Genomic DNA, 26,816 nt, shown 5'->3' with positions numbered 1-26,816 from the left:
CGGGAGGCTCCGCTCCTTCTGCCCAGCGCCCTGTGGGCGTCAGGCCCGGATCTCCCGGACGACGACCTCGTGGCTCTTTCCCCGGGAGGCGTCGTACGAGATCTTCCGCCCCGTCGGCTGCCACATCAACGCGTGGCCCAGCGGTGACGACGGGGAGATGATCTCCGCGTCCTCGGTGGGCAGTTCGGCGACGGTGTACAGGGTCGCGTCGTCGACCTGCCCGTCGAACTCGAGGACCAGCAGCGCACCGGGGTGCACCGCCCTCGTCGTCCCCTCCTCCTGGCCGACCCGCACGGCGTCGAGGAAGGTCCGCAGGAAGCCGAGCCGCTTCGTGCGGCGCTCGCGCTGGTCGGCCTGCGTCTTCCTGAGGAAGACGAGGTTCGCCGGGTCCACGTCCACGGGCATCTCGTCCGGGGCGTCGATGGCGGCCTGCAGCCCCTGCATCTCGCGCAACAGTCGGTGGAAGGCGGCGGCGGGGATCTCCCGGACGGGGAGGGAGCCCCGCGTGCCGGGGTCCACCGGACCGGGTGCGGTCTCCGGGGCCGCTTCCGCGGTGGGGGCCGGCCGGGGCGTGCGTGGTTCCCCGGGCCCGGTGACGGGGGTCGCCGCCGTCTCCGGCGTCATGTCGGGCGCCGGGCCCGGGTCGTGAGGGCGCTCGTCCTCCCGCGTCTCCCCCGTTTCCTCGTCCCCGTTCCGGCCGTCGGCCGACGGTGCCTGGGGATCAGCCTCCTCCACGGGAGAGTCGGCTCCTTCCGGCTCCGCGGGGACCGGCTCGATCCCCAGCCGTTCCAGCTCCGCCCAGAGCGGGGCGAGCGCCTGCTCGCGGTCGAGGTGGAAACGGCTGCCGCGGATCCGGACGAAGGTCCAGTCGACGCGTTCCAGGTCCCGCTGGCGGGCGGCGCCGGTGGACGCGTCCTCGCCGTCGGCGAAGGCGTCGCCGTCACAGGCGACCGCGAGCCTGCGGGTGCCGCCCTCGACGACCAGGTCGACGGTGTGGCGGCCCACCCGGTAGCCGGGCCGCACCCGGTGACCCCGGGCCGTCAGCTCCAGGTAGACCTTCTGCTGGAAGAGGCTGTCGAACGCCTCGTGGCGTACGTCGGGCAGCACCTCGCCCTCGACCGCGACGGTGTCCTCCTCCGCGGGCCGGGTGAGGTGGTCGAGCCACCGCCGGCGCAGGTCGTTCTCGTGGAACTGCTCGGGCCGGGCACTGTGGAACACCCACAGCTGGTCCTGGGCGCGGGACGCGGCCACGTTGAGCCGCTGCTCGTACGTCTTGCCGTTGAAGCCGCCCGGCACGGTCCCGGCGGCGGTGGTGGCCGAGTTGACGCAGGAGACGAACATGACGTGCCGCTCGTCGCCCTGGAAGTCCTCGGCGTCGCCGACCCGGATCCGCCGCTCCTCGCGCTGCTCGTAGTCGAGGCGTTCGGCGAGCAGGTTCTCCAGTTCCGTCAGGTGTCCCTTGGTGCCGCGGAGGCTGACGACGCCCATCGTCTTCCCCTCGTACGCGGGGTCGGCGCAGCAGCGTACGACCGCGTCGACGAGGGCCTCGGCCTCGGCGCTGTTGACCAGCCGGTCGTTGCCGCCGAGGGCTTCCCCGCCCTCGACGTGCACGGTGCGGACCGGGGGCAGCCGGTCGGCGCCGTACTGCCGCAGCGGCTGGAGCCTGCCGTTGTAACAGAGGTCGTTGGAGAAGGAGATGATCTCCGGCATGCACCGGAAGTGCTCTTTGAGCATGAGCGTGCCGCGACCGGCGGAGAGCGCCTCGGTGAGGTCGAAGAAGCTGGAGTCGGGACCGAAGAGGCTGCGGACGTCCGGCTCCAGCGCGGTGAGCAGCCGGTCCCGCAGGTGGAAGTACTCGTCCTGCTTGAGGCCGACGTTGGAGGGGCTGACCTGCTTGCTGTCGCCGACGATCACCATCCGGTCGGCGAGCCAGCTCAGCAGCATGGCCTCGAGGCCGGACTGGCTGGCCTCGTCGACGATGACGACGTCGAACAGGCCGGGCCGGTCCATCGGCACGGTCTCCGCCACCTGGTGCAGCGGCATGATCCAGGCCGGTACGGCCGTCTGCGCCTTGCGCAGCGCGGCCTGGGCGTCGCGCCGGTAGCGGTGCTGGTACTTGCCCTTGATACGGCGGGCGGCCTGCTGGTACGCGCTGAGGGCCCGGGACTGGTCGCCGGTGAGCAGCCCGAGGCAGCGGTGCCAGGCGCGGGCGGCGGCGAGCCGGGCGAGCACGATGCGCGCCTCGTCGTCGGCCTCCGTGAGCCGCCGCCGCAGCGTGCGCTCGGCCTCGGGGTCGGTCAGCCGCTCCATCCGCTCGTACCACGCCGACCAGGCCCAGGCCTCGGCGAGCCGCGGCAGCCGGTCGTCCCACGCGGTGTCCTCCGGTGAGCCGGTGACCCGCTCGGCGAGCGAGGGGAACGCCTCGCTCACGCGGGTGAGCGCGGCGTGCTGCTCGGCCCGCAGCCGGGCGGCCTCCCGCACCTCGGCCATCTCGTCGCTGAACTCCCGGTAGCCCCGCGGGTCCCGGGCGCGCACGGCTTCGAGTGCGCGGGCGACGGCGGGTGCCGCGCCGGGCCGGTCGTTCCAGGAGCGCAGCGGCTCCTCGGCGTCCGCGATCACCTTGCGCGACCGCTCGGCGTCACGCAGCGTGGTCGCCGCGCGCAGCAGGGCGCGCACGGCGTTCTCGACCGGTGCGTCGTGCCAGGTGGCGACGGCGAGTTCGGGTGAGGTGGCGGCGGCGGTGAGCACGTCGGTGCGGGCGGCGGCGACGGCGAGCAGGGATGCGAGTACGGCGGCGTCCTGGCGCAGGCGGGCCAGGCGCGGACCGTGTCCCTGCCAGGCGCCGGCGGGGGTGCCCCACTCGGCCTCCACCTGGGCCAGACGCAGTTCGAGCCGGACCCGCGCGACGACGACCGCCGCCGTGGCGGGGTCCTCGGGAGTCCTGCCGTCGACCCGTACGGTCTGGACGAACGCGCCGACGGCCTTGGCCAGCTTCGTGCGGGTGCCGAGCGGCCCGCGCAGCTTCTGTCCCTGCGTCAGCCCGTCGTACAGGGTGGTGGCCTGGCCGAGCGCGGTGGCCGGGTCGTACTGCTCCAGGCCGCTGACCATCGCGGTGCCCAGCGTGGCGAGCGAGGCGTCGAGCGCCGCGAGGGCGTCCGTGACGGCGGCGTGCCGACTGCGTGCCTGCCAGTCCTGTCCCGCGGTCACCTCGTCCATGAGCGCCCCGGCCCACTCGCCGGCCGCGGCGGCGAGGGACGCGGCCCTGGCGCGGGCGGCGGAGAACGCGTCCAGAGCGGCCGTCAGACGCTGCTGTTCGGTCTCGTTCAGACCTCGTACGGCGGTGTCGTACCGCAGGCTCAGCGGGTCCTGCCGCGCCGCCTCGTGCGCCTCCTCGGCGGAGCGCACGACCCGCACGGCTTCCTCGAAGTCGCCGGGGGCGGGCAGTTCGGAGGGGCCGGGCACCTCGGCCGCCAGGGCGCGGTGGTGCGGGGTGAAGGCGCGCGTGGTGTGCAGCAGCCTCAACGCGTCGTCGGCGGTGACCGAGGGCTGTTCCCGGGGCACCCGCCCGAGCCAGTCGTACCGCTCCTTCTCGGCGGTGAGGCGCTCGGCGATCTCCTGGAGGCTGCCGGTGTAATCGCCGATCTCCGCCTCGAAGCGGTGGGTCTCCTGCTCGCGCAGTACGGCGAGGTCGCGCAACATGGTCTGCTGGGCCGACCGGGCCGCGGCCAGCCGCGCCTGGAGCGTCCGGATGCCGTTCTGGGAGGCCTTGGGGTCGTAGCCGGCGTACTCACCGAGGATTCTCTGCACGGACGCCTCGAGCTCCCGCTGGGCGGCGGCGCCGTCCTCGGTGCGGCTCACGCACAGGTCGCGGATGCTCTCGGGCAGCTTGTCCCGCAGGACGCGCAGGGCGCGCGGGGTGTGACTGGTGATGAGGACCCGCTTGCCCTGGGCGAGCAGGTCCGTGACCAGGTTGGCGATGGTGTGCGTCTTGCCGGTACCGGGCGGGCCCTGCACCACGACGAGCCGGTTGGCGCGCAGGCGCTCCGCTATGGTGCGCTGCTCCTCGTTGGCGGGCAGCGCGAAGTACATCTCGTCGGCACCGGCCCGCGTACCCTCGTCCTCGGTCGCCGCGAGGTCGGCGGCGGTCAGTGCCCCGTCGCGGCCGGCGATGTAGCCGAGCAGCTCGGTGGGAGGCGTGCCGGCGTCGATCTGACGGGCGATGGCCTTGAGGGCGTCCATCGTCGAACGGCGGTTGCGCTCCCGCAGGACGAGCGCGGGGGTGAGTCCCACCTGGGGCACGTCGAGCGTGCGCGGCCGGGCGCGTTCCACGGTCGGCGAGTAGCCGCCGGCGCTGTGTGCCGCGTTGGTCCAGCTGCGCAGGGCGGTGTGCACGGCGTCGAGGTGTGCCGGGTCGGTGACGTCGGAGGCGCCGTCCAGCGTGTCGACGATCTGCTCGCGCACCGCGCCGGGCACGTGCTGGGCGCCTTCCAGCATGCCCTCTTCCAGTTCCAGCCCCGTGCCGGTCGGGTCGGGGGCGGCGGTGAGGGTGCCGGTGGCCGGGTCGAGGTGGAGGGTGGCGCGGTGGGTGACGAGGTGGCGTTCCACGCGCTGGCCGGTGGTCGTCTGCCAGGTCAGCCGACCGAGCCCGAGGACGAGTTCGTACGCCTCACCCAGGTTGGCGGCGTCCTCGTGCATCTTGTGCAGGCGGTCGTACAGCCTCACCACCGGATCGACGGCCCGCCGCCGCTCCGCCCAGGCGAGCCACTCCTGTTCCCAGGCGGCGTACCGCTTCTCGATCCTCTCCCGCTTCGGATGGTCGTCGAGCTCGTGGTACGTCTTGTCGAGGGGGATGCCCTGGGACCAGTCCGGGAACTCCGGCTCGATCCGGCGGCGCAGGTGCGGGGCGCGGGTCTGCTTGAAGTCGCGGATGCGGGTCTCGTCGATCCAGGGCGCGAGCAGGGGCTCGGGGTGCGGGGCGTCCTCGCGTTCGGGACGGGCGAGGGTCAGCCAGGCCGGCTCCTCGGTGTCGAGGACGCCGTCGAGCATCACGGCGACCTCGGGGGCGTCCGGCAGCTCCTCGAACCAGACGGTGCCGGCGGCGCCGTCGAGCGTGCGGACGGGGCGGGTCTTCGACTCCTCCGCCTCGGCGAGGAACCGGAAGACCTGACGGACGCGGGTGGCGTCGAGCTCGTCGGAGGACAGGGCCTGGGCGCGGGGGGCGGACCCGGCCGACGGCGTCACGAGAGGCGTGGTCAGGCGGGGGTCCGGCCCCGTGGGCTGTGACGGTACGGCTCCGAGCGCCGTACGGGCCGTTCCGCCGTCGCCGCGTGCGGGGACGGCGTCGTCGGCGCCGGTGAACAGGGACGGCTGCCGCTCGCCGGACAGCGGCACCTGGTCCGGCAGCCGTCCCGCCCGCGCGGGCGCGGGCGCCGTGGCCCTCGCCGTGGTGAAGGTGACGCTCTCGCGCTGGTGGTCGTACGGAAACCGGACCTCGATGTCCAGCTCGGCGGCGGTTCCCGCCGGGATGCTGTAGGCCCAGGTCGCCGACGCGCGGCGGCCCTTGCGGAGGGTGCCTTCGAGCCCGTCGTCGAGCAGCTCGGTCCGGTAGTCCTGTACCTGCCGTGCCGTTTTGCCGTAGGGTCCGCCGCGCACGAGCAGGGTGATGCCGTCGACGTCGATGGGGTGGGCCGTGCCGTTGCTCAGGTACAGCGTGCACCGGACCAGGTCGTCGCCCTGGCGGTACCCGTCGGAGTCCTCGGGAGCGACCAGCTCGTACGGCACGACCTCGTCCACCCGTACGTGCAACCCGTCGTCGTACTGGTAGACGGATCCGACCGGCCGCATCTCGTCACTCAGGCCGTACTCACGCTGGCTCACGCGCCACCCCACTGCTGTCCGGAGCCACATGCGTGGCCGCTTGGTGTCATCCCGCCCCGGCCCACCCGAGTACGTCTCCGCCCCCCAGCGCATCGCCTCAAGTGTGAACTGAGCACACGGGCCGAGGGTAGCAGCAGGCTCCCGAGCTTCGCCGCACCCCATGAAACCGCATCGAAATCATCGACACAAGCGATTGCGCACGTTGACTCTGTTCACAATCATGAGTCAACATGACCTGGCATCACTCGCACAGCTCCAGGCAGACGCCAGAGAAAGGCCATGCGCCATGCAGATGGAAGTGCTCCACGTCAGTCCGGAGCTCGCGACGGAGTGGCTCACCCGCAACACCAGCAACCGACCGCTCAGCAAGGCGGCGGTACAGCAGCTGACGGGCCGTATCCAGCGCGGCGAGTGGCAGTTGACGCACCAGGGCATCGCCTTCGACGAGGACGGCGTACTCATCGACGGCCAGCACCGCCTCGCGGCCATCGCCAAGGCGGGGATCACCGTCCCCCTGACCGTCACCCACGGCGTTCCGCGCACCGCGTTCACGGTGATGGACACGGGCCGCAAGCGCACCGGCCGGGACGCGCTCGCCCTCGCCGGCGAGGCCAACGCCACGCACCTGGCGGCGGCCCTGCGCGGCCTGCACCTCTACCTGAACGCGCCCAACGCCGCCTGGAGCGGCGGTTCGTCGGTCACGAGCAACGACCAGCTCCTGAGCCTGCTCGAGAAGCATCCAGGCGTACGCGAAGCGCTCCACCACGGCCTGGCGCTCAATCGCGGCTGCCGCATCACCGCCACCGCGGCCACCATCGGCTGGTACGTCACTACCGAGGCCCGGCCCGACATCGACCAGACCCCGTGGCTCGACGGAGTGGTCACGGGCGCGAACCTCGAGGCCGGAGACCCGCGGCTCACGTTGCGCAACACCATGCTCAGCCTGGCCGCAGGCCGCACCCACCGGCGCCGCGACGACTCGCGCGAGCACCTTCTCTACTACCTCAAGTCCTGGAACGCGTGGGTCGAGGGCCGCAGCATGAAGCTCCTGCGCCGCTCCCCCAACGAGACGATGCCGCGAATCTCCAAGCAGGCGGCGACAGTTCCGGCCTACAGGGGTACTCCCTCAACCGTGGATGGCTTGACACCTCTCACTGTTGACTGAGTGCATCCTGGATTGAGTGACCGCCGTGGGACCGAGCCAGTTGGACGAGCGTCAGGCCTTGCCCACCCGGCCGGGAAAGGAAGTGTATGCGCGCGCAGGAAATCACCTTCCTCAAGCTGATCCAGGGGGAGAAGCAGTTTCAAGTCCCCCTCTACCAGAGGACGTACAGCTGGGGAAGGGAGCAGCTGACGCGGCTCTGGGAGGACGTCAGCGAACTCGTCGACCAGCAACTGTCGGGCGAAACCGCCGCCCCGCACTTCCTCGGCTCCGTGGTGCTCGCACCCGGCCAGTTCCAGGCCGGCGGTGTGCAGCGGTGGCTCGTCGTGGACGGCCAGCAACGGCTGACCACCTTGATGCTGGCGTTCGCCGCGTTGCGCGACCATCTCAAGAAGACCGGTGACACACGCGGTGTCGACAGGATTCACCGTCAGCTCCTGGTGAACGAATACCACGAGGGCCTCGACCACTACCGGTTGCTGCCGACGCAGGCCGACCGTGAGGCGTACACGGCCTGCGTCCGGTCCCGGGCGGAGGCCGGCGGGAGCGACAACATCGGTGCCGCCTACCGCTTCTTTCTCGGCGCACTTGCCGAGGGGCAGGAAGCCTCCGGGGACGACCGGTGGATCGCGACGGTCGGGACCGTCCTCAAGGATCTGCTGTCGATCGTGGAGATCACCGCGGAGTCCGGTGACAACGTGTACCGGATCTTCGAGTCGATCAACAACACGGGCGTCGGGCTGAGCCAGAGCGACCTGTTGCGCAACTACGTGTTCATGCTCCTGCCCAAGCGGGGCGAGCGGGTCTACCAGGAGCTGTGGCTGCCCATGCAGCAGAGCCTCGGCCCCAAGAACCTCGAACTCCTCGTCTGGCTGGACCTGGTGGTACGGGGCCACCACAAAACCAAGCAGAGCGAGATCTACCGGGAGCAGCAGAAGCGGCTCCAGCCACTGGCCGGCGACGAGGACGCGCTGCAACGCGAGATCGCGCAATTGGCGGAACGGGGACGGCGGTTCCTCCGCATCGTCGAACCCCGGCGTGAGCAGTCTCCGGCACTGCGCGCCGTGCTGGAGCGCCTCACCGCCTGGGGCGGCCAGACCCACTACCCGCTGGCCCTGCACCTGCTGGACCTCGTCGACGGCGGGAGCACCACACCCGAGGACGCGGCGGAGGCGTTGCGGTACGTTGAGTCCTATCTGGTGCGGCGACTCATCTGCCAGACACCGACCACCGGCCTCAACCGCATCTTCATGGAGGCTCCGAAGGAGCTGGAGACCGACCGTCCCGCTGCCGAGGCGGTCCGGCGGTTCCTGTCCGGGCGACGCCGCCGGTGGCCGAGCGACGAGGAACTGCGCGAGGCGATCCGCAGCAAGCCGTTCTACTGGAGCGGCCGCCCGCCCCAGCGGAGTTACATCCTGCGCCGCCTGGAGGAGAGCTACGGTTCCAGCGAGCCCGTCGACTTCGCCAAGGCGTCCCTGAGTGTGGAGCACGTCCTCCCGCAGCGGCCGGCTGCCTCGTGGTTCGACCTGCTCTCCGACGAGACCGAGCCGAACCAGACCCCCCAGGAACTGCACGACCTGCTGGTGCACACCCTGGGCAACCTCACCCTCACCGGGGACAACGCGAAGCTGTCCAACAGCCCGTTCGAGCGCAAGCAGCAGATCCTCGACTCCAGCGCCTTGCGCATGAACCAGGAGATCGCCGCGGAGAAACGCTGGGGCAAGGCCGAGATCCTGGCCCGTGCCGACCGTCTGACGGAGCGAGCGGTCGAGTTGTGGCCCGGGCCGATCGGCGGGGTCAAGCCGGCCGGTGAGGAGTGGCCGGGCTGGGCGGAGCTGAGGGCCGCCCTGGTGGCGATGCCGAGCGGCACGTGGACGACGTACGGCGACGTCGCCGAGCTGATCGGCAGCTATCCCATGCCGGTCGGCGCCTACCTGGGCTCCCATCCGACGGTGATCGGGGCCTACCGGGTCCTCACCTCGGACGGCAGGATCTCCCCGGGGTTCCGCTGGGCGGACGGCAGTGACCTGCCGCCGCCGCAGGAGCTGCTGATGAGCGAAGGGGTGAGGTTCGACCCGTCGGGCCGGGCCCACGGTGCGCAGCGCCTGAACGCGGCGGAGCTGGCGACCCTGCTCGGCAAGGACGTCACGCAGCCCGTCTCGTACGACCCGCTTCCCGAGGGGGAGGACGCGGCGGCGGCCGAACGGTTCCGCACGCAGTTGCAGGAGCACTGGCCGGAGGCTTCCGCCGGGGTGCTCGGCGCGCTCGACTTCTGGCGTGTGCAAGGTGGCCACCTCACCTACGGCAGGCACGACGAGACGAGCTGCTTCCCGATGCTCGACGCCGGCACGAGCCGCCTCCCCCACCTGGTCTGGCCCATGGCGATCTACCCGGTGAGCGGAACGGTCGAGGTCGTCTTCCAGTACCTCAAGGACCGCAGCCCCTTCGACGACACCGAACAGCGCCGCGAGCTCCTGAACCGCCTCAACAAGATCGAGGGGATCGACCTGCCCGAGGCGAAGCTGGAGTTGCGCCCGTCCTTCCCGGTGCGGGTGTTCGCGGAGCACGGGGAGGAGATCTGCGGGGTACTCGATTGGTTCGTGCACACGGCGGCACTGGATCTGGCGCAACGGGACTGAGCGAAGCGACCATCACGTATGAGGGAGGCATCCGTGCACGTGCTGAGCGGACTTGAACTGACACGCGGCAGTGGCCGAGTGACGAAAACCGGCACGACACCGTCCGGCGAGACATCGGCGGCGAGCGCCGTCGAGTGGGAGCTGCACCTTCCCGGACGTCCGACGCTCAAGATCCACGACAACCACTGGCGCAACGGCGAACGGGACCTGAGGCTCCACAGGCCCTCGGTCATGCCCGAGATGCCCTCGGCGCTGTCGAATCTCCACGAACGGCTGCGTTCGGGCGTCACTACCACTCCGGGACGGCCAGAACTCCGCATCATGGTGTACCTGACGTACGTCGGCGAGCGCGACAGGCCGCGGTTCATCAGGTCTCTGACCACGTGGGACCTCACCGATCGGGTGGGACCGCTTGTACTGCGGGAGCTGACGGCGCGGGAAGGCGTCACCCTGGAACCCGCTCACGACCGTCCGAACCTGCCGCTCGTCGATCTGGAGGACCCCCAGGACAAGAAGCCTCTCCAGCACGCCTTGTTCTTCCCCATCGAGGACGGCGAGACGCCGGTACTCGGCTTCGTCCACTTCCGTGTCGTGCCCGTGCTCCGTCACGTCGGCTGGTTGAGCCCGGACGAGGGCTGAGGAGGCGTGGTGTCGGACAGGACGTGCCGAGGAACCGTCCGCGGCCTCGGCGGCCACACGATCTGCTTCACGGGTCGCGTGCTCGTCGACGGCGAGTGGACCTTCAGGTCGCGCTGTACGCGACTGGCCACGGATCGCGGCGCGGTGGCCAAGACCGACTTCTCGCGAAGGATCACCCTGGTCGTCTACGGCGATCTGGCCAGCAAGGTCGTGACGGACAGCCGTCGGGCGTACAGCAGCAAGCTCGTCGACGCCGATGCCTCACGCAACGGAGGACGGCACGTCTGCGTCGTGGACGCCGACGGTTTCTCGAAGTTGCTCAAGCGGCGGCCTGCCCCGTGTCTGGAACTGAGGAAGTCGGGCGCCGGGCGCGTGCGTCCCGTGGCGGCCGCTCCGGCCCGGAGCGGCATCCTCGGCGGTCCCCTTCGGGTGCGCAGACCGGGCCGACGCCCCTCCGTGGATCTCACGCTCGATCTGAACCGTCTCGACAAAGCGACGGCCGTGCACGAGGCGACGGTGGGTGCGCTCCTCGCGCACCTCTCCGGCCAAGGTGTCGAGGTACGCACCCATGCCCCAGGCGCTCCCGCGTTCGACGCGGGGTGGTCACGCGGGGCAGACGTGTTCATCGCCGAGGTCAAGAGCCTGACGGGAGCGCGGGAGGACCAGCAGATCCGCCTGGGCATCGGACAGGTCCTCGACTACGCGCACCAGCTCCGTACCGCCCACCCCGGCCGCCGCCTGCATCCCGTCCTGGTGCTGGAGAAGCGGCCGGTGGACCCCCGGTGGTCCCCATTGGCCCGATCCGCCGGCATACGGCTTACGTGGGCACCTGGCTTCCCGGACCTCTGAGGGTGCGGTGCTCGGGCGGGACAGCACGGCAGGCACCTACAGCGTCCGGGCCGCTCGCCCGCTTGTGTGGCTCGGTTGTTTTTCTCAGCCCGACCGAGTGAGCCCCGCTATCCCGCCGCCGTCCGCTGCTGCCGGCTCTTCACGGGCCACGCTCGACCGCCCTGGCGAACGCAACCGGACCCTCCGCCGAGAGCATCATGACGACTATTGGGGCTTTCCGGGGCCGGCACATGGTCAGCAGCTCTCGCCGAACTTCACGGCCCCGATCGTCACCGGCTGCCCGTCGAGCTGCGCCCCGGCCGTCGGGTCGGTCGAGCAGACCTGCCAGTTCGACTCCATGAGCACCATCCGGTCCTGGCCGGAGACGTCGTCGACCGTGATGCTGGTGGAGCCGTCGAGCGCCTGGCGGGCGACCTTGACCGACTTGCCCGCGAAGTCCGGCATGGTGGAGCCGGCTTCCTCGGGTTCGGCCTGGTCGCCGCTCGCGGGACAGCTCTCCTCGAGCTTGACGGTACTGAAGTCGACCTCCGTGTCCGTCTCGTGCTCGCCGGGCGCCGGGGTCTGGGCGCAGACCTTCCAGTTCCGGTCGAGGAGCTGGTTGCGGCCCCGGCCGAGCGCGTCGTGGGACGTGAGGAGGTAGAAGCCGGCGGCTTGCGCCTCGTCCTGGGCGCTCTGCAGGCCCTTGCCGGTCATGTCCGGCAGCGTCGCGGTGGATTCGGTGTCGGCCGAGGGCTCTTCGGCTGCCTCGGCGGTGCCGGTGACCGGTGCCCCGGAAGTCGGCGCGACGGTGGAGGCGGCGTCGTCCGTGCCGGTTTCGGCGGTCGGACCGCAGGCGGTCAGCGCGGCGAGCAGCAGCGTCGCGGCTGCGGAGACACGGGTGATGCGCATGGTGATCCCCAAAGCTGTTGCAGATGAGAGTCGTCCGTCGTGCGGACACGGGCGGGACCCGTTGTCCCGCCGACCGACCCCGAAGGGGTGCTCCACCGGCGGTGAGTCGTACCTGTCGACGGCACCGGCCGGCCCAGTATGCCGTTCGTGCACTCAGTTCACAACTCTGTGCTAGAAATTTGACGTGCACCCCTGCCTTTCAGTGCGCGGGGCGCTTAGGCTCTGAGCCGGTTCGGAGCCGAACACCGGGGTGGGGAGAGGGCGATGAAGAAGGACACGCTGGAGTACGAGCAGGCGCTGGACGCCGTGGTCGACGTCCTGCGGGAGCGGGCACGCGCGGGGGCGGCACCGCTGACGTACGGCGATCTCAGCAGCGAGTTGGCCCGGAGGGGCCATCACGTCCCCGCGTTCGAGGGCCCCATGCCCTATCTGCTCGAGGACGCCTCCGTCCGGGAGAGCCCGGACGGGTCGCTGCCGCTGCTCTCCGCGCTGGTGGTCCTGCGGGAGACGGGGCAGCCGTCCGGCGGCTTCTTCAAGCTGGCCCGGCGTGCGCCGTACGAGCGGCCGGGTGACGACATGCAGCTGTGGATCGAGGAGATCAACCGGCTCGCGAGTCACTTCTCCGTTCGCTGAAGGCTCGTCGACAGGGGCGGGACGGACCGCCGCAGTCCCGTACGAAGGAACAATCTGTGAGTGAGAACGGCTCCGGCGGAAGAGTCCGGCCGACCCGTCCCGGCGACCCTTCCCGCATAGGCCCGTACCGGATCGTCGGCCGTCTCGGGGCCGGAGGCATGGGGACCGTCCATGCCGGCGTCGGCTCCGACGGAACGCGCGTCGCGGTGAAGGTGGTTCATCCGGAGCAGGCCCAGGAACCGGAGTTCAGGGCCCGCTTCAGGCGTGAGGTGGAGCTGTCCTCCCGCGTCACCGGCCCGTACCTGGTCCCGCTCCTCACTGCCGACCCGGACGCGGAGACCCCGTGGCTGGCCACCGCGTACGTCCCCGGACTGACGCTGCACCAGCACCTGCTCGCCCACGGACCGCTCACCGGAGGCAGCCTGTACGCGCTCGCGGCGGCCACCGCGCAGGCGCTGGCGGCCGTCCACGCCGCGGGTGTGGTGCACCGCGACGTGAAGCCGCAGAACGTCATCCTCACGCCCGGCGGCCCGCGCGTCCTGGACTTCGGGATCGCCCACGCCGCCGACGGAACCAGCGTCACCCGCACCGGTGTCATGACCGGCACCCCCGGCTGGATCAGCCCCGAGCACTACCGCACGGGGACCACCGGCCCCGAGAGCGACGTGTTCGCCTGGGGAGCGCTCCTGGCCTACGCGGCCACCGGAAGGCTGCCCTTCGGCACCGGCGCACCGGACGTGGTCGCGTTCCGCGTGATGTCCGGGGAACCGGACCTGGACGGCGTCCCCGGACCGCTGCGCCAGATCGTGGAGAAGGCGCTGGCGAAGGAGCCGGACGCACGCCCGTCGGCCGCCGAGGCCGCCCGGATGTGCGTGGAGCTGCTGGCCTCCCAGGTCACCCAGGTGCTGCCCGCCGGCGCGGTGCCGGAGACGGCCGTGGACATGGTCACGGCCCTCTGGGACGTGCCGGCCGAGGCCGATCCGGCCTGGCACGTGCCCCCGGAGCGGCATCGGTCGAGGCGACGGCTGGTGGGCGCCGTGGTCCTCGTCGCCGCCGTCGTCGGCGGTCTGGCCGGAGGGGTGGCCGCCCTGATGCCCGGCGACACCGGCAACGGCGAGCGGGCCTCCTCCGCCGCTCCCCCGGCGTCGCCCCTCGCCTCGGCCGGTTCCGCACGGCCGTCCGCGGACACCGCGAAGGACGACACGGCGGGAGGGGAACAGCAGGCCGCCGGCGAGGACTCGGCGGCGGATGCGGAGAGCTGGGGGCAGGCGCGTGCGGCTCGGGGCGAGGGCGAGCACGACGTGGCGCGCGCGGTCCTGCACGACCAGGAAGCCACCGCCCGGGACCTGAGCCCGACCGAACTGGACCCGGGCACTGTGAGGTTCGACGAAGCGCGCGAAAAGGTCTACTTCTCGTACCGGCTGGACTCCGCGGACGAACACGGCATCGTGTTCGCGGAGACGGAGATCGCCAGGTCCATGTGCCTGACGCTGAGGGACGTCGTGCTCCGCCTCCACCCGGAGCTGCCCTACCGCACGTATGTCACGGTGAGGGAGGAGAAGGGCCGTGACCCGCAGGTGACGTGGCAGGAGGACTTCGTCGCCGACACGCAGTGCCGATCGGCCCTCGAGGACGGCACCGACGCGGCCTACGACACCGGGCAGGACTGGGAGCCGGACGACAGCGGTCTCGGGGAGGCGATGGTCCCCAGCACCGACGGCACCGAGATCCGGGTCGCGGACCGCGCCGCCACGAAGATCATCGAGCGGACCAATGCGATGCGCGGGACGCTCGGCACCGACCAGGTGCTCGGCCACGACGAGATCAAGGTGGGTTTCGACCCGGCGAGTTCGGCCATGTACGTCTGGTCGGACTACCTGATGTGGAACCAGGGGCAGATGGAGACCTGGGCGGACATGGTCGCCGGTGAGGCGTGCCGGGCCCTGGCGAACCAGCGGCAGACCTCGGGCGAGGGCTGGCCGTACACCCGTTACGCCGTGGCGGAGATCGGCGGGTCGGGCTACCTGATGATCCGCTGGGGCACGGTCACCTCGCAGGCCGGCTGTCCCGCCTGAGCCGCGCCCTCGGGGCATGCGCCGCCTACGTCTGCGTGTCCTCGTCGGCGACCGTGTCCCAGGCCGGCAGCGGCACGCCGTCGGACGCGCTGATCCGGGTCACCTCGCACCGCATCCTCCGGACGGCGGCGAAAAGGCGTCGCCGGGCCGCGGGACCGTCCTCCGGCGGGAACGAGATCCGGATCTGGTGCGGGCGTGACATGTCGTAGGTGAGCAGCCAGTCGGTGTCGACGGTGGCGAAGTGGTCCTGGCCCGAGTCACCCTGTTCCGACCGCCAGGTGCCCCGGTCCACGGTCGGGGCCAACGCCTCCTGGAGGATCGCCAGGCGGCGGTCGTGGGCGAGTGGCCCCTCCGTGAGGCGCAGGCAGCGGTGGACACGGGGCCGGAACGCGTTGAACCACGGGGCCGGCCCCGGCTCCATGTCCGCGAGCAGCCGGGAGGTGATGCGCCCCCTGGTCCATGCCTCGACGAACCCGGCGGCGCCCATGGGATGGGTCTCGTACCGGCCTTCGCTGCTCCACACCACGACGGGCCAGTTCTCGGCCGTTCCCGTGGTGAGCCAGCAGAGCCGGTCGGCGTCGACGGTGGTGCCCCAGATCAGCAGTCCGCCCGGAGCCGGACGGAGAGGGTACGGGTGGCGCTCCCGGTCCCTCTCCGCCGTGCCGGACGGCCTGCCGCCCTGCCACGCGAGGCCGTTGTGCCTGCTCGTGCCGAACGGGGTGTGGAGATTGAGGTAGTCGCAGAACTCGCCCCACCCATACGTCTCGACGAGGTGCTTGTAGTCCTCGGGCAGCCGCGTCCCGAGCGCGGCCTCCACCGTCGACCAGTTTCCGCGGGCGTCGACGGGAGCGGTCGGCGGCGGCACGAACCGTGCCGGTCCCACGTTTTCCGTCACGGCACCTCGTGGCGTACGAGCGCCCTGGCGAAGGGCTCGCCCGTGCGGCGGGCGTACGCCATCCGCTCGCGCACCTCCCGCAGCGTGCGCGGACGGTATCCGGGCCCGCCGCAGCAGCTCTTGTGGAAGCGGACGCCGGCGTGCAGCAGGACGGACAGCACCCTCCAGGCCTCGGTGTCCCGGCGTGGCGGCGCGGCGAAGGCCGACCCCACGTGGATGAGCGGTTCCGCGCAGCGGGGGCAGGTGCGGTGCGGCCTGTCCCCGTCGTAGGGCTGCTTGTACGAGGCCCGACAGGGCAGGCAGACGTAGGAGGTCTTCGCGTGGGCCATGCGGCAAGGGTAGGCGGCACCTGTGCGGGGCTCGACGCATTTTTAGAAGCAGGGGCGCTCCCTGGAGGTCTTCGGGGATCCTCACGGACGGTGGCCGTCGCACCGTGGCCGTGCGGAACGGGGACGACGTGCCGCACACTCTCCGGGTGATCGTGTTGCAACCCGTCCTCCACGGGGACGGCCGGGCCTCCTTCGGCCACGACCCGTCCCCGCTCGTCGAACGCCACGGCGACGCCGTCCGCCTGACCGCGGACGCCGCCCGGGACGACAGCCCCGTGATCGAGCTCGCCGCCGGCGAACTGCGGCGTCTGCTCACGGGAGCGGAGCGCGACCTGACCGAGTTCCTGGCCCTGGCGGCCGCGTGGGCCGCCCGGCGACTGCCGGGCCACGCGGCCCCGATGACATCAGCCCTCGCCCGCGCCCTGGTCCTCCACGACCCGGGCCCGCCCTGCGCGTAGGCCGTTGCCCCGCCGTCATGTGCGCGGAGGCGCGGCATCGGCCGGCGGCTCCACGCCGGTCACGCCCTGATGGGCAAGGCCCTCCAACTCCTCACCGACACGCACCCACGCCACGGTGTCTACGGGGGCGCGGTCCGACTGCCTGCGCGGCAGGGAGTCAGGTGGGTCGTCCGGCCTCCGCCCAGACCGTTTTCGTGTACGCGTCCCGCGCCTCGCAGCCCCGTCGTTCGGCGTACGCCGCCACGAGCCGCAGTCCACGCCCCGACGGGGCGTCGGGGGCCGCCGGTCCGGCCGCCGCGGGAACCGGTCGGTCACTCCGCGGCCAGTTCTTCCGTCCTGGCCAGCACTCCTTCCGCGAGCGCGCGGAACTCCCGGTAGCAGGTCTGCACGTACTTCTGGGTGCTGCCGAGCGCGCCGTCGGCCGCCTTCAGGTCGAACATGGGCTTCCGCGCGTCGTGGGCGAGCGGCATGAGGCTGCGGTAGTTGCGCAACGTGGCGATCCTGTGCCGGTCGTCACTCCGTTCCTTGGGATCCTCCCCCAGCACAGCGGCCGAGTAGACCCAGGGAATGCGTTCCAGCCAGCGCTCGTACGCCTTGACCGGCCGGTCGAGGCGCATCTCGGGCTGCATGATCACGTATCCGAGCGGGCGCATCCCGGCACGCGGCGCGGAGAAACCCTCCGGCACCTGGGGCAGGACGAGTTGCTGCCAGTTCCTGCGCCAGTCGCGCAGCGTGGGGCCGAGGTTGCTGAGCCCTTTCAGGGAGAAGAGGTCCGCGGCGAGCGGCATGAGCACGGTGTCCGCCGCGATGAGCGCGGACCGGTTGATCGCCCCGAGGTTCGGGCCCACGTCGATCAGCACGATGTCCGCGTGGACGGCTTCGGCGGCCTGCTCCATGACGCGGTGGAACGCGGTGGTCGTACGGATCGCCGCGATGTCCCCGGCGAAGGTCTTGAACCACTCGTTGGACAGCTTGTCCTCGAAGCGGCTCAGGTCCAGGCTGCCCGCCAGCAGCCACAGTCCGTCCTGCAGTTCGGCCGGCTCGACGCGGGCGACGTCTCCGGTGCCCTCCAGGATCGGCCGCACCGCGTCGGCGATGGTCTGCCCGCTGCGTACGCGGCCGGTCCCGGGCAGGGCGGACGGAGCGGCGCCCTGAGCGATGAGTTCGGACGGGTTCTCCCAGATCTCTTCGATCTCGGTCTCGTCCAGGCACATCGAGGTGAGGTTCGCCTGCGGGTCGAGGTCGACGGCCAGCACGGTGAGACCGAGCCTTCGGAACATGTGCGCCAGGTGATAGGTCAGAGTCGTCTTCCCCACTCCGCCCTTGTTGTTGAACAGCGCGATCGACGTCCGGCTCATGAGTCCCTCCGGAGGGTGACGGCCCACGAGGAGTCGTCGACCTGGAACTCGGCGGGGGGATTTCCGTTGCGTCCGAGCGCCGCCTGGATGCGGCCGATGCCGCGCCCGAACCTGTTCACGTAGCCGAGCCCTTTCATCGCGGCCGCGAGGGAGGGGTTGCGGTAGTCGGTCACGCGGTCGAAGTTGTCGTCCCTGACCTGACCGTACGGCCCTCCGGGATTGGTCACCTCGATCCGGTCGTCGAACCAGGCGATGCGCACGGGCGCGTACGAGGTCTCGTAGTTGCGGTGCATCAGGGCGTTCATCGTCACTTCCCGCAGCGCCTCCAGCGGATAGTCGGGCTGCGGGGTCTCGCGGAAGCCCTCCTCCACCAGACGCGTACGGATGTTGCTGCGCAGCAGGGGCTCGAGCCGGGACGCGACCCCCACGAGGTTCTGGCGCAGTTCCTGGTCGTCGGCGACGGGAGCGTCGAGGTCCACCCCCTGGTACCGGACGAACTGCACGTACGCACCGGGAAGGTGGCTGCTCGGGTCGAGCCCGACGATGAGCGTCCCGAGGATGGTCGGCCGTCCGTCCGGGGTGGCGAGGTGCAGGGAGGAGAGCTGCTGGTGCACCGGCCGCCCGTTCTCCTCGATGACCTCGGGACCGACCATCGAGGGCAGGTAGGCCGTCCGGAACAGTTCGAGGTCCAGGTCGTCGAGGCTCGCACGCGGCACCGGCCTGGTGTCGAAGGGACCGTCCCCGGCCCGTCGGCGCTCCGTGAGGACCCGCTCGTCCTCACGGGTGGCCTTGCGGGTGGTCGGGCCGGGCCGGACCCATACGACGCCGTCGAAGCGCACGGGCAGCGCGGCCGATGCCTCCACGTGGATGTGGACCACGGGTTTGCCCCGGTAGACCGCGGCCTGCACGGTGAAGGACGGCCGGTCCAGGATCCTGCCGTCGTCCCGGAGGTCGGTCAGGGCCAGGAGGGCACGATCGCTGACGTCCACGTCGTCGACCGGGGTCCCGTCGTCCGCGACGCCGATGAGGATGTCGCCGCCGCCCTTGCCGGCGAGATCATTGGCCATCGCGCAGACCGCATTGCCGATGGCGTCACCGCGCCTGCCCTCCCTCTTCGCGGTCCGCTTGAACTCCAGGGTCGCGCTCTCACGGGTTCCGAGGACGTCGGCCAGGTCTGCGTCGTGTGCGTTCACACCGGGTATTCTGCCGTTTCTCTCGCACGTGGGAACGCTGGGTCGACTCCCTCCAGACGCGGGCCACCTGCTCGGCTGTCACGCCCGGATGGAGCTCGGCCGGCATCCGGAGACCCGCATACCGCACCTCGGCGTCCGATCACCAGTACTGAGCCTTCACCGCCTCCAGCTCCGCCGCAACCGCGTTGAGTTCGGCCGACAGCTCGGCAGCACTCGTCCTGAGTGCCTGTGCCTGCTCCGGGGAGCGGTTGGCGGGAATCTCCGAACCCGGAGCGGTGAGGGCCAGCCATGTGCGGGCGAGGCGCATCACTCGGTTCGTCCGCTTGGTCCTCTTGAACGCGCGACCGAGGTCGGACATCTTCCTCTGCACGCGGTCGTACAGCGCGCGGACCTGTCGTATCTCCCCGGCGGTCGCGTGCCGGGCAGTGGTTCGCTCCTGCTTGGTCTTGTGCTGCTGAACGCCTCTGAGCGACGCGCCCACGTCCCTCCACTGTTGTGCGGTGAGGATACGCGTCGGTGCGGTGACGGGCCGTCGGCGTGGCACCGCACGTGGTGACGTCCCATACAGCGCGATGCCCCGTTCCCTCTCCTGCTTCACCCAGGCGTGCAGGGGCGGCGAATCGGTCGACAGGCCCTGGGCACCCCCGACTCCGAGTCGGTGGAGCACCGCGGGCAGACAGGCCAGGAGGCCGCCCTTGTCGCCGGTCAGCAGCGCCGACAGGACAGCCTTGGAGTCCCAAAGGGGGCTGTCGACCTCGACGAGGAAGTCGACCATCTCGCGCTCCGACATGCCCTTGAGCGGGTTGCCGAGTTGCGCGCGAAGGTCTGACCAGCGCAGCGTGCGCCCTTCCGCTGCGGCGTCCGTGAGGATCTCGCGGACACGGACGACGGCCTGGTCCCGGGTGAGGGCCACCGCGTCTTCCTTCGCCCGCTGCTGCCGGACCATCGCCGAAGGCACTGCACGCGGGGGCGCGACGGGTGACGGGCGATCCGGCTGACGCGTCCCGGGGACTGGGGCCGGTGTCTTCTCGGGCGGCTCGGGAAGTACCCCGGCGAGGCCCGTGCGGGCCGCCTCGTGAGCGTCGAGGCGTACGAAGCGGTCCAGGCGGACGGCCCACCCGTCGACGCCTTCACGAACCAGCATGCTCGCGCGGTCGACGGCGCGGTAGACGTGCGCCGCGGACGGCGGTGCGGTGTCGTCGGGCAGGGACAGCACCGCTCGCACGAGGGGGCCACCGGCCGGTCTGACGTCCGCCATGGCCAGGCGCCGCCCCTTGGAGGCGAACGGCGACCCGTCGGGGACGGCGTCTCCCTCGTCCAGTGCGAAGACGAGGGGGCCGGCGAGGGGGAACGTGAACGGCTCCGTGCGCCTGCCGAGTGGCAGCACACCCTCGGCGGAGGGGGTCAGCAGGCCGGCCTGCTCGATCCGGCAGTCCTCCAGGGGGTCCCAGCGGACGGAAGGTCCGTCATGCGTCCGGGTGCCGATGTACACGCGGCGCTCACCGCCCCGGGTTTCCAGGCGGAAGCGCAGGGTGTAGCCGTTACGGGCGAGGATTTCCTCGGTGAGCGGCCCGTCCGTGCCGAAGAACCAGTCGACCTCGTCGACATCGCCGCCGAGGTCGAGGTTCGCCGTGCGCCAGCTCCGGTAGTCGAGGGACGAGAGCTGGAAGCGGAGCCGGCGGCGGGCGGCGGGCAGGTACAGGTCCACCGCGCCACCAGGGCCCGAGCCGAGGTCACGGGTCCGGACTTCGCCCCGCTGTCCGTACTTGTCCAGCAGGCTGCGCAGGCCCCGCTTGATGAACAGGTGGTCGGCGCTGGACTCGCCGGTCGCGGCACGTCCACAGGTGGGCCCACCGGCCACGTGGGCGAAGTGACACACCTTGTCGTGGTAAAGGCGGTCCATCAGCTTGCCGCCGCATCCGCCGAGCTCGTAACCGCACCAGTAGGTGTACTTGGGGTGGCGCCTGCGCCAGGCCTCCAGCTCCGAGGCTCCCATGGGGAGGATCACCGGGTGGTCGGACTTGCTGTTGCCGATCACGGCTGTCTGCACAAGACGGTGGTCGAGCATGGAACCTCGCAGGGGATGCCCGGGAAGTCTTCACCCAGCCGGGCACGGGCGACACGAACAGGATCAGTATCTGTCCCATGCACTCAGTTCACAAGCGTCGATCACGATGACGGACCTGCCACTGCCCGATCCCCCTCTGCGGCAGCGCGGCGGAGATGCTGCGACACGGGCGCCGACGGGAGAGCCACTTCAGCCCAGACGGTCTTCGTGTACGCGTCCCGCACCTCGCAGCCCCATTGTTCGGCGTACGCCGCCACGAGTAGCAGTCCACGCCCCGTCAGGGCGTCGGGGATCGCCGGTTCGGCCGCCGGGCCGTAGGGGCGGCGCTCCGGGCGGGTGTCGGTCACCTCGACGCGGACGACGCCGTGCTCGGACAGGTGGAGCAGCGTCAGGCGGAAGTCCCGGCCGGGGGTACGGCCGTGGGTGACGGCGTTGGCCGCCAGCTCGGCCGTGACGAGGGCGACGGCCTGTGACGTCTCGGAGTCGTACGGGATTCCCCAGGCCGCGAGCTGCTGTCCGGCGAGACGGCGGGCGAGACGGGCTCCGCGTGCGGTGCTGCTGAGGCGGATGGTGAGGTGGGGGGCACTGGTGGGCGGTTCCACCCTGATGTTGGTCGACTTCACGGAGTCACCGTCCCGTCACGCAGACAACGTGGCGAGGTCGGGCCTCCGTACCCGGTCATGCGGTACGGCCGCTGTACGGGTTCGTACGGCAGGTGTACGAGTCCGTGCGCGTGGCCGGAACGCCGGGTCGGTCGTTGTCGCTCACGACGGAACGCTGCGCGGGACGAGGGGGCGGGATGGGCAGGACGACCCAGCGGGAATGCGGGACCACCGGCCGGCGCGGACCGGACAAGGAACGGCCGGCGGCCTGGAGCGCCTACGGCAAGCTGGTCCGCCTCTTCCGTGAACGGGCCGGCCTCACCCAGCAGGCCCTCGCCGAGGCGATCGACTACTCGCTGGAGCAGGTCGCCTCGGTCGAACAGGGGCGGAGACCGGCGAAGGCGGCCTTCACGGAGGCCGCGGAGCGGGTGCTGGACGCGGGCGGGGCGCTGCGGGTGCTCCAGGGAGACGTGGACCGGGCAAAACTCCCCTTGTTCTTCCAGGACTTCGCCTCGCTGGAGGCCGAGGCGGTCAGCCGCTTCTCGTACGACCCGATGCTGGTGCCCGGGCTGTTGCAGACAGAGGCGTACGCCCGCGCTCTTCTCGAAGCGCACTTCCCGCCGCTCGAAGAGGAGGCCATCGAGCAGCACCTCACCGCCCGGCTCGCCCGGCAGTCCCTGCTGACGCGCAAGAACCCATGTGTCGTGTTCTCGTTCGTCCTTGAGGAGGGCACCCTCTACCGGGCGGTGGGCGGCAGAGCAGTCTTGGAGGAACAACTCGCACACCTACGGGACTGCACCCGCATGCGGAACGTGGAGATCCAGGTGATGCCGACACAGCGGGCCGCGCACAGCGGGGTCAATGGCCAATTCGTCCTGCTGGAAACCGTCGAACGGCGGCAGTTCGTCTCCATCGAGGCCCAGGGGGTCGTGAACATCCGCTCGGACCGGGACGAGGTCAGCGAGTTCTGTCTCCAGTATGGAATGCTGCGCTCACAGGCCCTCAACACCGAGGAGTCTGCCAGGTTCATCGAGCACTTGGCAGGGGAGCTATGAGCATCGACCAGCACGTTGAGCAGCCCGGCGACCTCGCGTGGTTCAAGAGCAGCCACAGTGGAACCAACGGCGGCGACTGCGTCGAGGTGGCCGCCGACGCGGGTGCCGTGTACGTACGGGACTCGAAGACCGCGGCCGACGGTCCCGTGCTGCGGGTCGGCCGGGACGAGTGGGCCGCGTTCGTGGCGCTCGCGGCCGTGTAGTCACGCGGTGCTGTCCTTCGACGGAAGGGCAGCACCCGTTGGTTTCCACCCGTCGCGGGAACCGGTCGGTCACTCCTCGGCCAGTTCTTCCGCTTTGGCCAGCGCTCCTTCCGCGAGCGCGCGGAACTCCCGGTTGCTGCGGATCGCGGATCCGTCCGGGTCGCGGACAGGGCTGGGGTGAAAGAGCGTTTTGTCCCGCCGGGGGTGTTTGGTAAGGCGGCGGATCGCGGTCGCTCCCGAGCGCGGTTCATGGAGTTCAATGCGGTTATGGGAATTGCTCTGTGGGGTCGGCTCTCGGTCGAAGTGCAGGCGGAGGTGGACAGCCTTGTTTCGGCTGGGCGGAATGTGCAGGCCATCGCCGTGATGCGTGAACGTGCTGGTCGACCGACCCCGGATCTGCATGAGTGTGTTGACCTGGTGGATCAGCGATTCAGGGTGTTGCGGCAGGGGCCGGCGAGCTCGTGATGGTACCGAGCCCAGTGGTCATGCGTCGCGCCGGTTCGGGGTCGATTCGCGGGTGAGTCGTCGGCTCATGAGGTCGACCATGGCCGCCTGGATCATGGCTTCGGAGCGGTGGGGGTGGGTTTCGTAGTCGCGGGCGAGGCGGCGGTGGCGCATGAGCCGGCCGAAGGTCCGCTCGACGACCCGGCGCCGCGGAATCACCTTGAAGCCCTTCAGGCCGCATCCGACTCGCCCTCGTGTCGTACCTATGGACCGTCATACCTGGTGGGACGGGGCGGTGCGGCTCCCTCCGGGTCGGCGGTCCGGTCATTCCGAGCAGCCTCATGCTGTGGCGAGCATGACTCGCGAGACGCACTCTGCGCCGAAGCGGCGTGGCGGACCCCCCTTCGCGTGCCGGCCACCCAGGACAGGAGGAAGCCCATGCCGAGATTTCGGATGACGTTGAGCCACAGGGGCGCCGGCTCCGCGGTGTCGGACACCGCCTCCCACATGAGCATCGGTACTACCGCGATGGAGATGCCCGAAGCCAGCGCGATCCGCCTGGCTGCCGTCAGCCGCCTCCGTCCCTGGGGCGTGCTGGGCGAGATGGCGCGGCCGCACAGCCAGCCCGCGGCCACCGCCGCGACGAAAGACGGAACGACGATGGACAGGTACGGCCGCTCACCGGCCTCCGATATCAGCGAGGCGAGAATCATGGCGGTGGACAGAAGGCCGAAGCATCCCCACCCGCCACAGGCCGCGCTTGCCTCCGTCGGCTCGGCCGATGCGGTCGTCGAAGCCTTCGGGGAGGGGGATCGCGTACTGTCCGACGTCGATCGCGTCGGGATGTGTCGCGCCGATTCTGTGGAGCGTCCCGGCCTGCGCACGGCCAGTGGGGGCTTCCGCCCGGTCCAGTAGGTCCGGGTGTGCCGACGTACGTACGTCGTTCCCCCGTTGGGCAGGCGGCGCTTGTGGCCGCGCACCGACACGGGGGTCCTGCGTTTTCTCGCCACTCGGTTCTCCCCGGGCCGGGCCATGGTCACGACTCCCGGTGGAGCCGTTCCTCCCGAGAGGTACTTTATATTGCAACGACTTTGGAGGTATGCGCAGGTCATGCCCTGTCCAGCACGGCCGTGAGGCCGTCCGAGCCGCAGGGGCCAGAGGTTGAGGAGCGTTGTCCACCGAGGCCGACTCCGGGCTCGGGGTGTCACCCGTAGGTAACGCCGGTGGACGAGTACGACCGCGAGTTACCCGGCCGGACCCGCGCTCCACCACAGGGCTCGGCGTCCTCGGAAGGTGTCGGCGGAGGGCAGGCTCCACGCCTTGCGCACTGTGATGTCGGAGTGATCGCTCATCCGCTGACGGCTCATCGGGATGTGTCACCTCTGGGACTCCGGGGGCCTACGCCGCCCGAAGACCCGCACTCTACCGGCCCCGGATCCCGGCCTCTCTGTAGTCACGTCCGCTGGTGACTGGAGCGTTTGTCCAGTCCGAAGGGCACTGAAGGCGCGGTGAGCGGGCTGACCGGTTGGAGATTCGCTCCAGTCCCTCTGTCCGGCATGACGCAATCGGGCAACGAGCGGTGTCTCGCCGAGGCCTCGTCTTACCCGAGTGCGTGCCGGCCGCCTGAGCACCTACCCTTCGCCAGGGCGGTTGAGCCGGAACAAGGGGATCGACGATGAGCATGTACTTCAAGCTGGGTGACGAGACGCTGTGGAACCCGTCGAACGGCGCCGGCCGCCTCTTCATGCGGCAGGTGGAGGTCTTCGAGGCGGAGCTCGGACTGCCTTCGGGAATCGGCCAGGGGAAGTACTGGGGTGACCCGGACACACTCGACGTCGAGCCGGTCGCGTACGCGGAGTTCGTGCGCGGCCTCGTCTCCTGGCACTGCGGGACGAGCCACTCCGTGATCCTCACGCTCTCCGAGGGGTTCGTGGCGACAGCGGTCGCGCTCGCGCGGCGGGCGGGGATCGATGTGGAGACGCCCGCGCCGGAGGACGGTCATGCGTGGGGTGGCGTCCGACGCGACGTGCAGGTTCCCGGCAATGCCCAGGTCTCGTCGGCCGCCGTCGTCGACGCCCTGGACACGAGGGCGCGGGAGGTGGACCGCTGGATGGCCCGCTGAGCCGGTTCGCCTGAAACCGTCGCTCGCCGCTCCTTGTTCGTCGCCCGTGGCCGTACGGGATTCCGTACGGCTGTTGTACGGGACCGGGGCCGTGCCTCCGTCGTTGCGACGCGCGTTGAACAAGGTCCCGGCGGCGGGTTGAGCGTCGCTGCGGTGCGGGAGACGCGAGGTGCAGTGCGGGACGGAAGGGCGTGAGGCGTGAGTACGGTGCGGGAGACGCGGGGCGGTCGGGCGGCGAAGGCGAAGGAGGAGGGCGGGGCTGATCTGCCGGGGGCGTGGGCGGCGTACGGGAGGCTGCTCCAGCATCTGCGCAAACGGGCCGGGCTGAACCAGCAGCAGCTCGGGGAGGCCATCGACTACTCGCTGGAGCAGGTCGCCTCGGTCGAGCAGGGGCGGCGGCCGGCGAAGGCGGCGTTCACGCGGGCGGCGGACCGGGTGCTGGAGGCGGGTGGGGTTCTGGAGGTGCTCCAGGACGAGGTGGACCGGGCGAAACTGCCAAGGTTCTTCAGGAACTTCGCGCTGATCGAGGCGGAGGTAGTGAGCAGGTTCGAACATGAACCACTGCTGGTGCCGGGGTTGTTGCAGACGGAAAAGTATGCGCGAGCCTTGTTCGCTGGGCACTGCCCGCCGCTGAACGAGGAGATCATCGACCAGCACACGGAGGCGCGGCTCAGTCGGCAGAAGCTCCTGACGCGGGTGCCGCTCGCGGAGCTGTCCTTCATCATCGGTGAGGAGGCGCTGCGGAATCCGGTGGGTGATACGGAAGTCATGCGCGGGCAGTGGCAACACCTGCTAGATGTCGGCGCGTTGCGCAACGTCGAGATCCAGGTCATGCCAGCCATTCCTGGGTTCCACTCCGGCCTGAACGGGTCGTTCGTGGTGCTGGAGACCAGTGGTCACCAGCACCTTGGATACATCGAGTCCCAGGAAGTCGGGTGTGTTGTCCATGACCCAGCAGAGGTCAGCGCCTTCGGGTTGCGGTATGGCAAGCTGCGATCGCAGGCTCTGAACGGCGTCGAGTCTGCACGGCTGATCGAACGGCTGGTGGAGGAGACATGAGGGTGGAACAGGTATCCGAGAACGTGGACGGGCTGCGCTGGTTCAAGAGCAGCTACAGCGGCTCGGGGGGCGGCAACTGCGTGGAGGTGGCCGCCGGTCTCGACGCCGTGTACGTGCGGGACTCCAAGGCCGCGGGCGACGGGCCGATGCTGCGGGTCGGCCGGGACGAGTGGGCGGCGTTCGTCGCGCTCACGGCGGGATAGCGCCGACCAGCACCTCCGAGCGGAACAACGGGCTGGTTCGCGTCTCTTGAGGTGACGCGAACCAG

The 26,816-nt window shown here is 70.7% G+C and carries 22 protein-coding genes and 1 pseudogene; 13 read left to right on the top strand and 10 right to left on the bottom strand.

The genetic code is table 11. From position 1 onward, the window contains the following. Window positions 1–39 precede the first annotated feature (39 nt). Window positions 40–5,844: an AAA domain-containing protein gene (locus ACFV5H_RS10790; protein ID WP_385194278.1), complete on the bottom strand. Its 5,805-nt coding sequence runs from the start codon at window positions 5,842–5,844 to the stop codon at window positions 40–42. A 319-nt stretch (window positions 5,845–6,163) separates the two neighbouring features. Here ACFV5H_RS10790 and ACFV5H_RS10785 point away from each other — a divergent pair, with 319 nt between their 5' ends. The 4 genes from ACFV5H_RS10785 (at window position 6,164) to ACFV5H_RS10770 (ending at window position 11,166) form a co-directional block, all read left to right on the top strand. Beyond that, window positions 6,164–7,042, top strand: a complete 879-nt coding sequence (locus ACFV5H_RS10785; RefSeq protein WP_385194089.1) for a hypothetical protein — start codon at window positions 6,164–6,166, stop codon at window positions 7,040–7,042. An 86-nt stretch (window positions 7,043–7,128) separates the two neighbouring features. Beyond that, window positions 7,129–9,678 carry a DUF262 domain-containing protein gene (locus ACFV5H_RS10780; RefSeq protein ID WP_385194086.1) on the top strand — a complete coding sequence of 850 codons (2,550 nt, stop codon included), beginning with the start codon at window positions 7,129–7,131 and terminating at the stop codon, window positions 9,676–9,678. A 78-nt stretch (window positions 9,679–9,756) separates the two neighbouring features. Then, window positions 9,757–10,317 carry a hypothetical protein gene (locus ACFV5H_RS10775; protein WP_385194084.1) on the top strand — a complete coding sequence of 187 codons (561 nt, stop codon included), beginning with the start codon at window positions 9,757–9,759 and terminating at the stop codon, window positions 10,315–10,317. A 9-nt stretch (window positions 10,318–10,326) separates the two neighbouring features. Next, window positions 10,327–11,166 carry a hypothetical protein gene (locus ACFV5H_RS10770; protein WP_385194082.1) on the top strand — a complete coding sequence of 280 codons (840 nt, stop codon included), beginning with the start codon at window positions 10,327–10,329 and terminating at the stop codon, window positions 11,164–11,166. Window positions 11,167–11,400: 234 nt separating this feature from the next. Here ACFV5H_RS10770 and ACFV5H_RS10765 read toward each other — a convergent pair whose 3' ends face one another. Further along, on the bottom strand, window positions 11,401–12,054 hold the full coding sequence (locus ACFV5H_RS10765; protein ID WP_385194080.1) for a hypothetical protein: 654 nt from the start codon (window positions 12,052–12,054) through the stop codon (window positions 11,401–11,403). Between the two features lie 264 nt (window positions 12,055–12,318). On the opposite strand from ACFV5H_RS10765, the gene ACFV5H_RS10760 reads away from it, so the two are divergent. Both ACFV5H_RS10760 and ACFV5H_RS10755 read left to right on the top strand, forming a co-directional pair. Continuing rightward, window positions 12,319–12,687 (top strand): hypothetical protein, encoded by a 369-nt coding sequence (locus ACFV5H_RS10760; protein WP_385194078.1) that lies wholly within the window; start codon window positions 12,319–12,321, stop codon window positions 12,685–12,687. 158 nt (window positions 12,688–12,845) lie between these two features. Continuing rightward, on the top strand, window positions 12,846–14,762 hold the full coding sequence (locus tag ACFV5H_RS10755; protein WP_385194075.1) for a serine/threonine-protein kinase: 1,917 nt from the start codon (window positions 12,846–12,848) through the stop codon (window positions 14,760–14,762). 25 nt (window positions 14,763–14,787) lie between these two features. Here ACFV5H_RS10755 and ACFV5H_RS10750 read toward each other — a convergent pair whose 3' ends face one another. Beyond that, complete coding sequence (locus ACFV5H_RS10750; RefSeq protein WP_385194072.1) at window positions 14,788–15,657, bottom strand: SMI1/KNR4 family protein; 870 nt, start codon at window positions 15,655–15,657, stop codon at window positions 14,788–14,790. Further along, entirely contained in the window at window positions 15,654–15,986 is a 333-nt protein-coding gene (locus tag ACFV5H_RS10745; protein ID WP_385057003.1) for a deoxyxylulose-5-phosphate synthase, read from the bottom strand. Before ACFV5H_RS10745 ends, ACFV5H_RS10750 begins: the two co-directional genes overlap by 4 nt. Window positions 15,987–16,132: 146 nt before the next feature. On the opposite strand from ACFV5H_RS10745, the gene ACFV5H_RS10740 reads away from it, so the two are divergent. Beyond that, window positions 16,133–16,444: a hypothetical protein gene (locus ACFV5H_RS10740; RefSeq protein ID WP_385194070.1), complete on the top strand. Its 312-nt coding sequence runs from the start codon at window positions 16,133–16,135 to the stop codon at window positions 16,442–16,444. 311 nt (window positions 16,445–16,755) lie between these two features. Here the strand turns inward: ACFV5H_RS10740 and ACFV5H_RS10735 are convergent, their stop codons facing one another. The 4 genes from ACFV5H_RS10735 to ACFV5H_RS10720 form a co-directional block, all read right to left on the bottom strand. Then, window positions 16,756–17,802 (bottom strand): ParA family protein, encoded by a 1,047-nt coding sequence (locus tag ACFV5H_RS10735; RefSeq protein WP_385194066.1) that lies wholly within the window; start codon window positions 17,800–17,802, stop codon window positions 16,756–16,758. Beyond that, entirely contained in the window at window positions 17,799–18,995 is a 1,197-nt protein-coding gene (locus ACFV5H_RS10730) for an ATP-binding protein (protein WP_385194063.1), read from the bottom strand. Before ACFV5H_RS10730 ends, ACFV5H_RS10735 begins: the two co-directional genes overlap by 4 nt. Window positions 18,996–19,134: 139 nt before the next feature. Further along, entirely contained in the window at window positions 19,135–21,045 is a 1,911-nt protein-coding gene (locus ACFV5H_RS10725; protein WP_385194061.1) for a hypothetical protein, read from the bottom strand. Window positions 21,046–21,164: 119 nt separating this feature from the next. Next, the gene (locus ACFV5H_RS10720; RefSeq protein WP_385194058.1) at window positions 21,165–21,686 is read right to left on the bottom strand and encodes an ATP-binding protein; all 522 of its coding nucleotides are present in this window, start codon (window positions 21,684–21,686) and stop codon (window positions 21,165–21,167) included. A gap of 176 nt (window positions 21,687–21,862) precedes the next feature. Between ACFV5H_RS10720 and ACFV5H_RS10715 the strand changes: the two genes are divergently transcribed. Together ACFV5H_RS10715 and ACFV5H_RS10710 are read left to right on the top strand one after the other, a co-directional pair. Continuing rightward, window positions 21,863–22,720: a Scr1 family TA system antitoxin-like transcriptional regulator gene (locus tag ACFV5H_RS10715; protein WP_385056469.1), complete on the top strand. Its 858-nt coding sequence runs from the start codon at window positions 21,863–21,865 to the stop codon at window positions 22,718–22,720. After that, on the top strand, window positions 22,717–22,923 hold the full coding sequence (locus ACFV5H_RS10710; RefSeq protein ID WP_385194056.1) for a DUF397 domain-containing protein: 207 nt from the start codon (window positions 22,717–22,719) through the stop codon (window positions 22,921–22,923). The genes ACFV5H_RS10715 and ACFV5H_RS10710 overlap by 4 nt, the downstream gene beginning before the upstream one ends. Before the next feature lie 69 nt (window positions 22,924–22,992). On the opposite strand, the gene ACFV5H_RS10705 is transcribed toward ACFV5H_RS10710, so the two are convergent. After that, window positions 22,993–23,325, bottom strand: a complete 333-nt coding sequence (locus tag ACFV5H_RS10705) for a hypothetical protein (protein ID WP_385194054.1) — start codon at window positions 23,323–23,325, stop codon at window positions 22,993–22,995. Window positions 23,326–23,406: 81 nt separating this feature from the next. Next, window positions 23,407–23,601: pseudogene (locus ACFV5H_RS10700) on the bottom strand (IS5/IS1182 family transposase); the annotation flags it as partial. A 273-nt stretch (window positions 23,602–23,874) separates the two neighbouring features. Here ACFV5H_RS10700 and ACFV5H_RS10695 point away from each other — a divergent pair. From ACFV5H_RS10695 to ACFV5H_RS10680, 4 genes are all read left to right on the top strand, one after another. Next, a complete protein-coding gene (locus ACFV5H_RS10695) occupies window positions 23,875–24,282 on the top strand; it encodes a hypothetical protein (RefSeq protein WP_385194052.1) in 408 nt (135 codons plus the stop codon). Window positions 24,283–25,042: 760 nt separating this feature from the next. Then, complete coding sequence (locus ACFV5H_RS10690) at window positions 25,043–25,489, top strand: DUF6086 family protein (RefSeq protein ID WP_385056477.1); 447 nt, start codon at window positions 25,043–25,045, stop codon at window positions 25,487–25,489. Between the two features lie 207 nt (window positions 25,490–25,696). Then, window positions 25,697–26,548: a helix-turn-helix domain-containing protein gene (locus ACFV5H_RS10685; protein WP_385194276.1), complete on the top strand. Its 852-nt coding sequence runs from the start codon at window positions 25,697–25,699 to the stop codon at window positions 26,546–26,548. Then, window positions 26,545–26,751: a DUF397 domain-containing protein gene (locus tag ACFV5H_RS10680; RefSeq protein WP_385194050.1), complete on the top strand. Its 207-nt coding sequence runs from the start codon at window positions 26,545–26,547 to the stop codon at window positions 26,749–26,751. Before ACFV5H_RS10685 ends, ACFV5H_RS10680 begins: the two co-directional genes overlap by 4 nt. Window positions 26,752–26,816 lie beyond the last annotated feature (65 nt).

It is taken from the genome of Streptomyces sp. NPDC059787 (genome assembly GCF_042732315.1).
Taxonomy (GTDB): Bacteria; Actinomycetota; Actinomycetes; order Streptomycetales; family Streptomycetaceae; genus Streptomyces; species Streptomyces atrovirens.
Note: the sequence above shows the minus strand (reverse complement) of the source record. Positions and strands in the feature narration are given on the sequence as shown.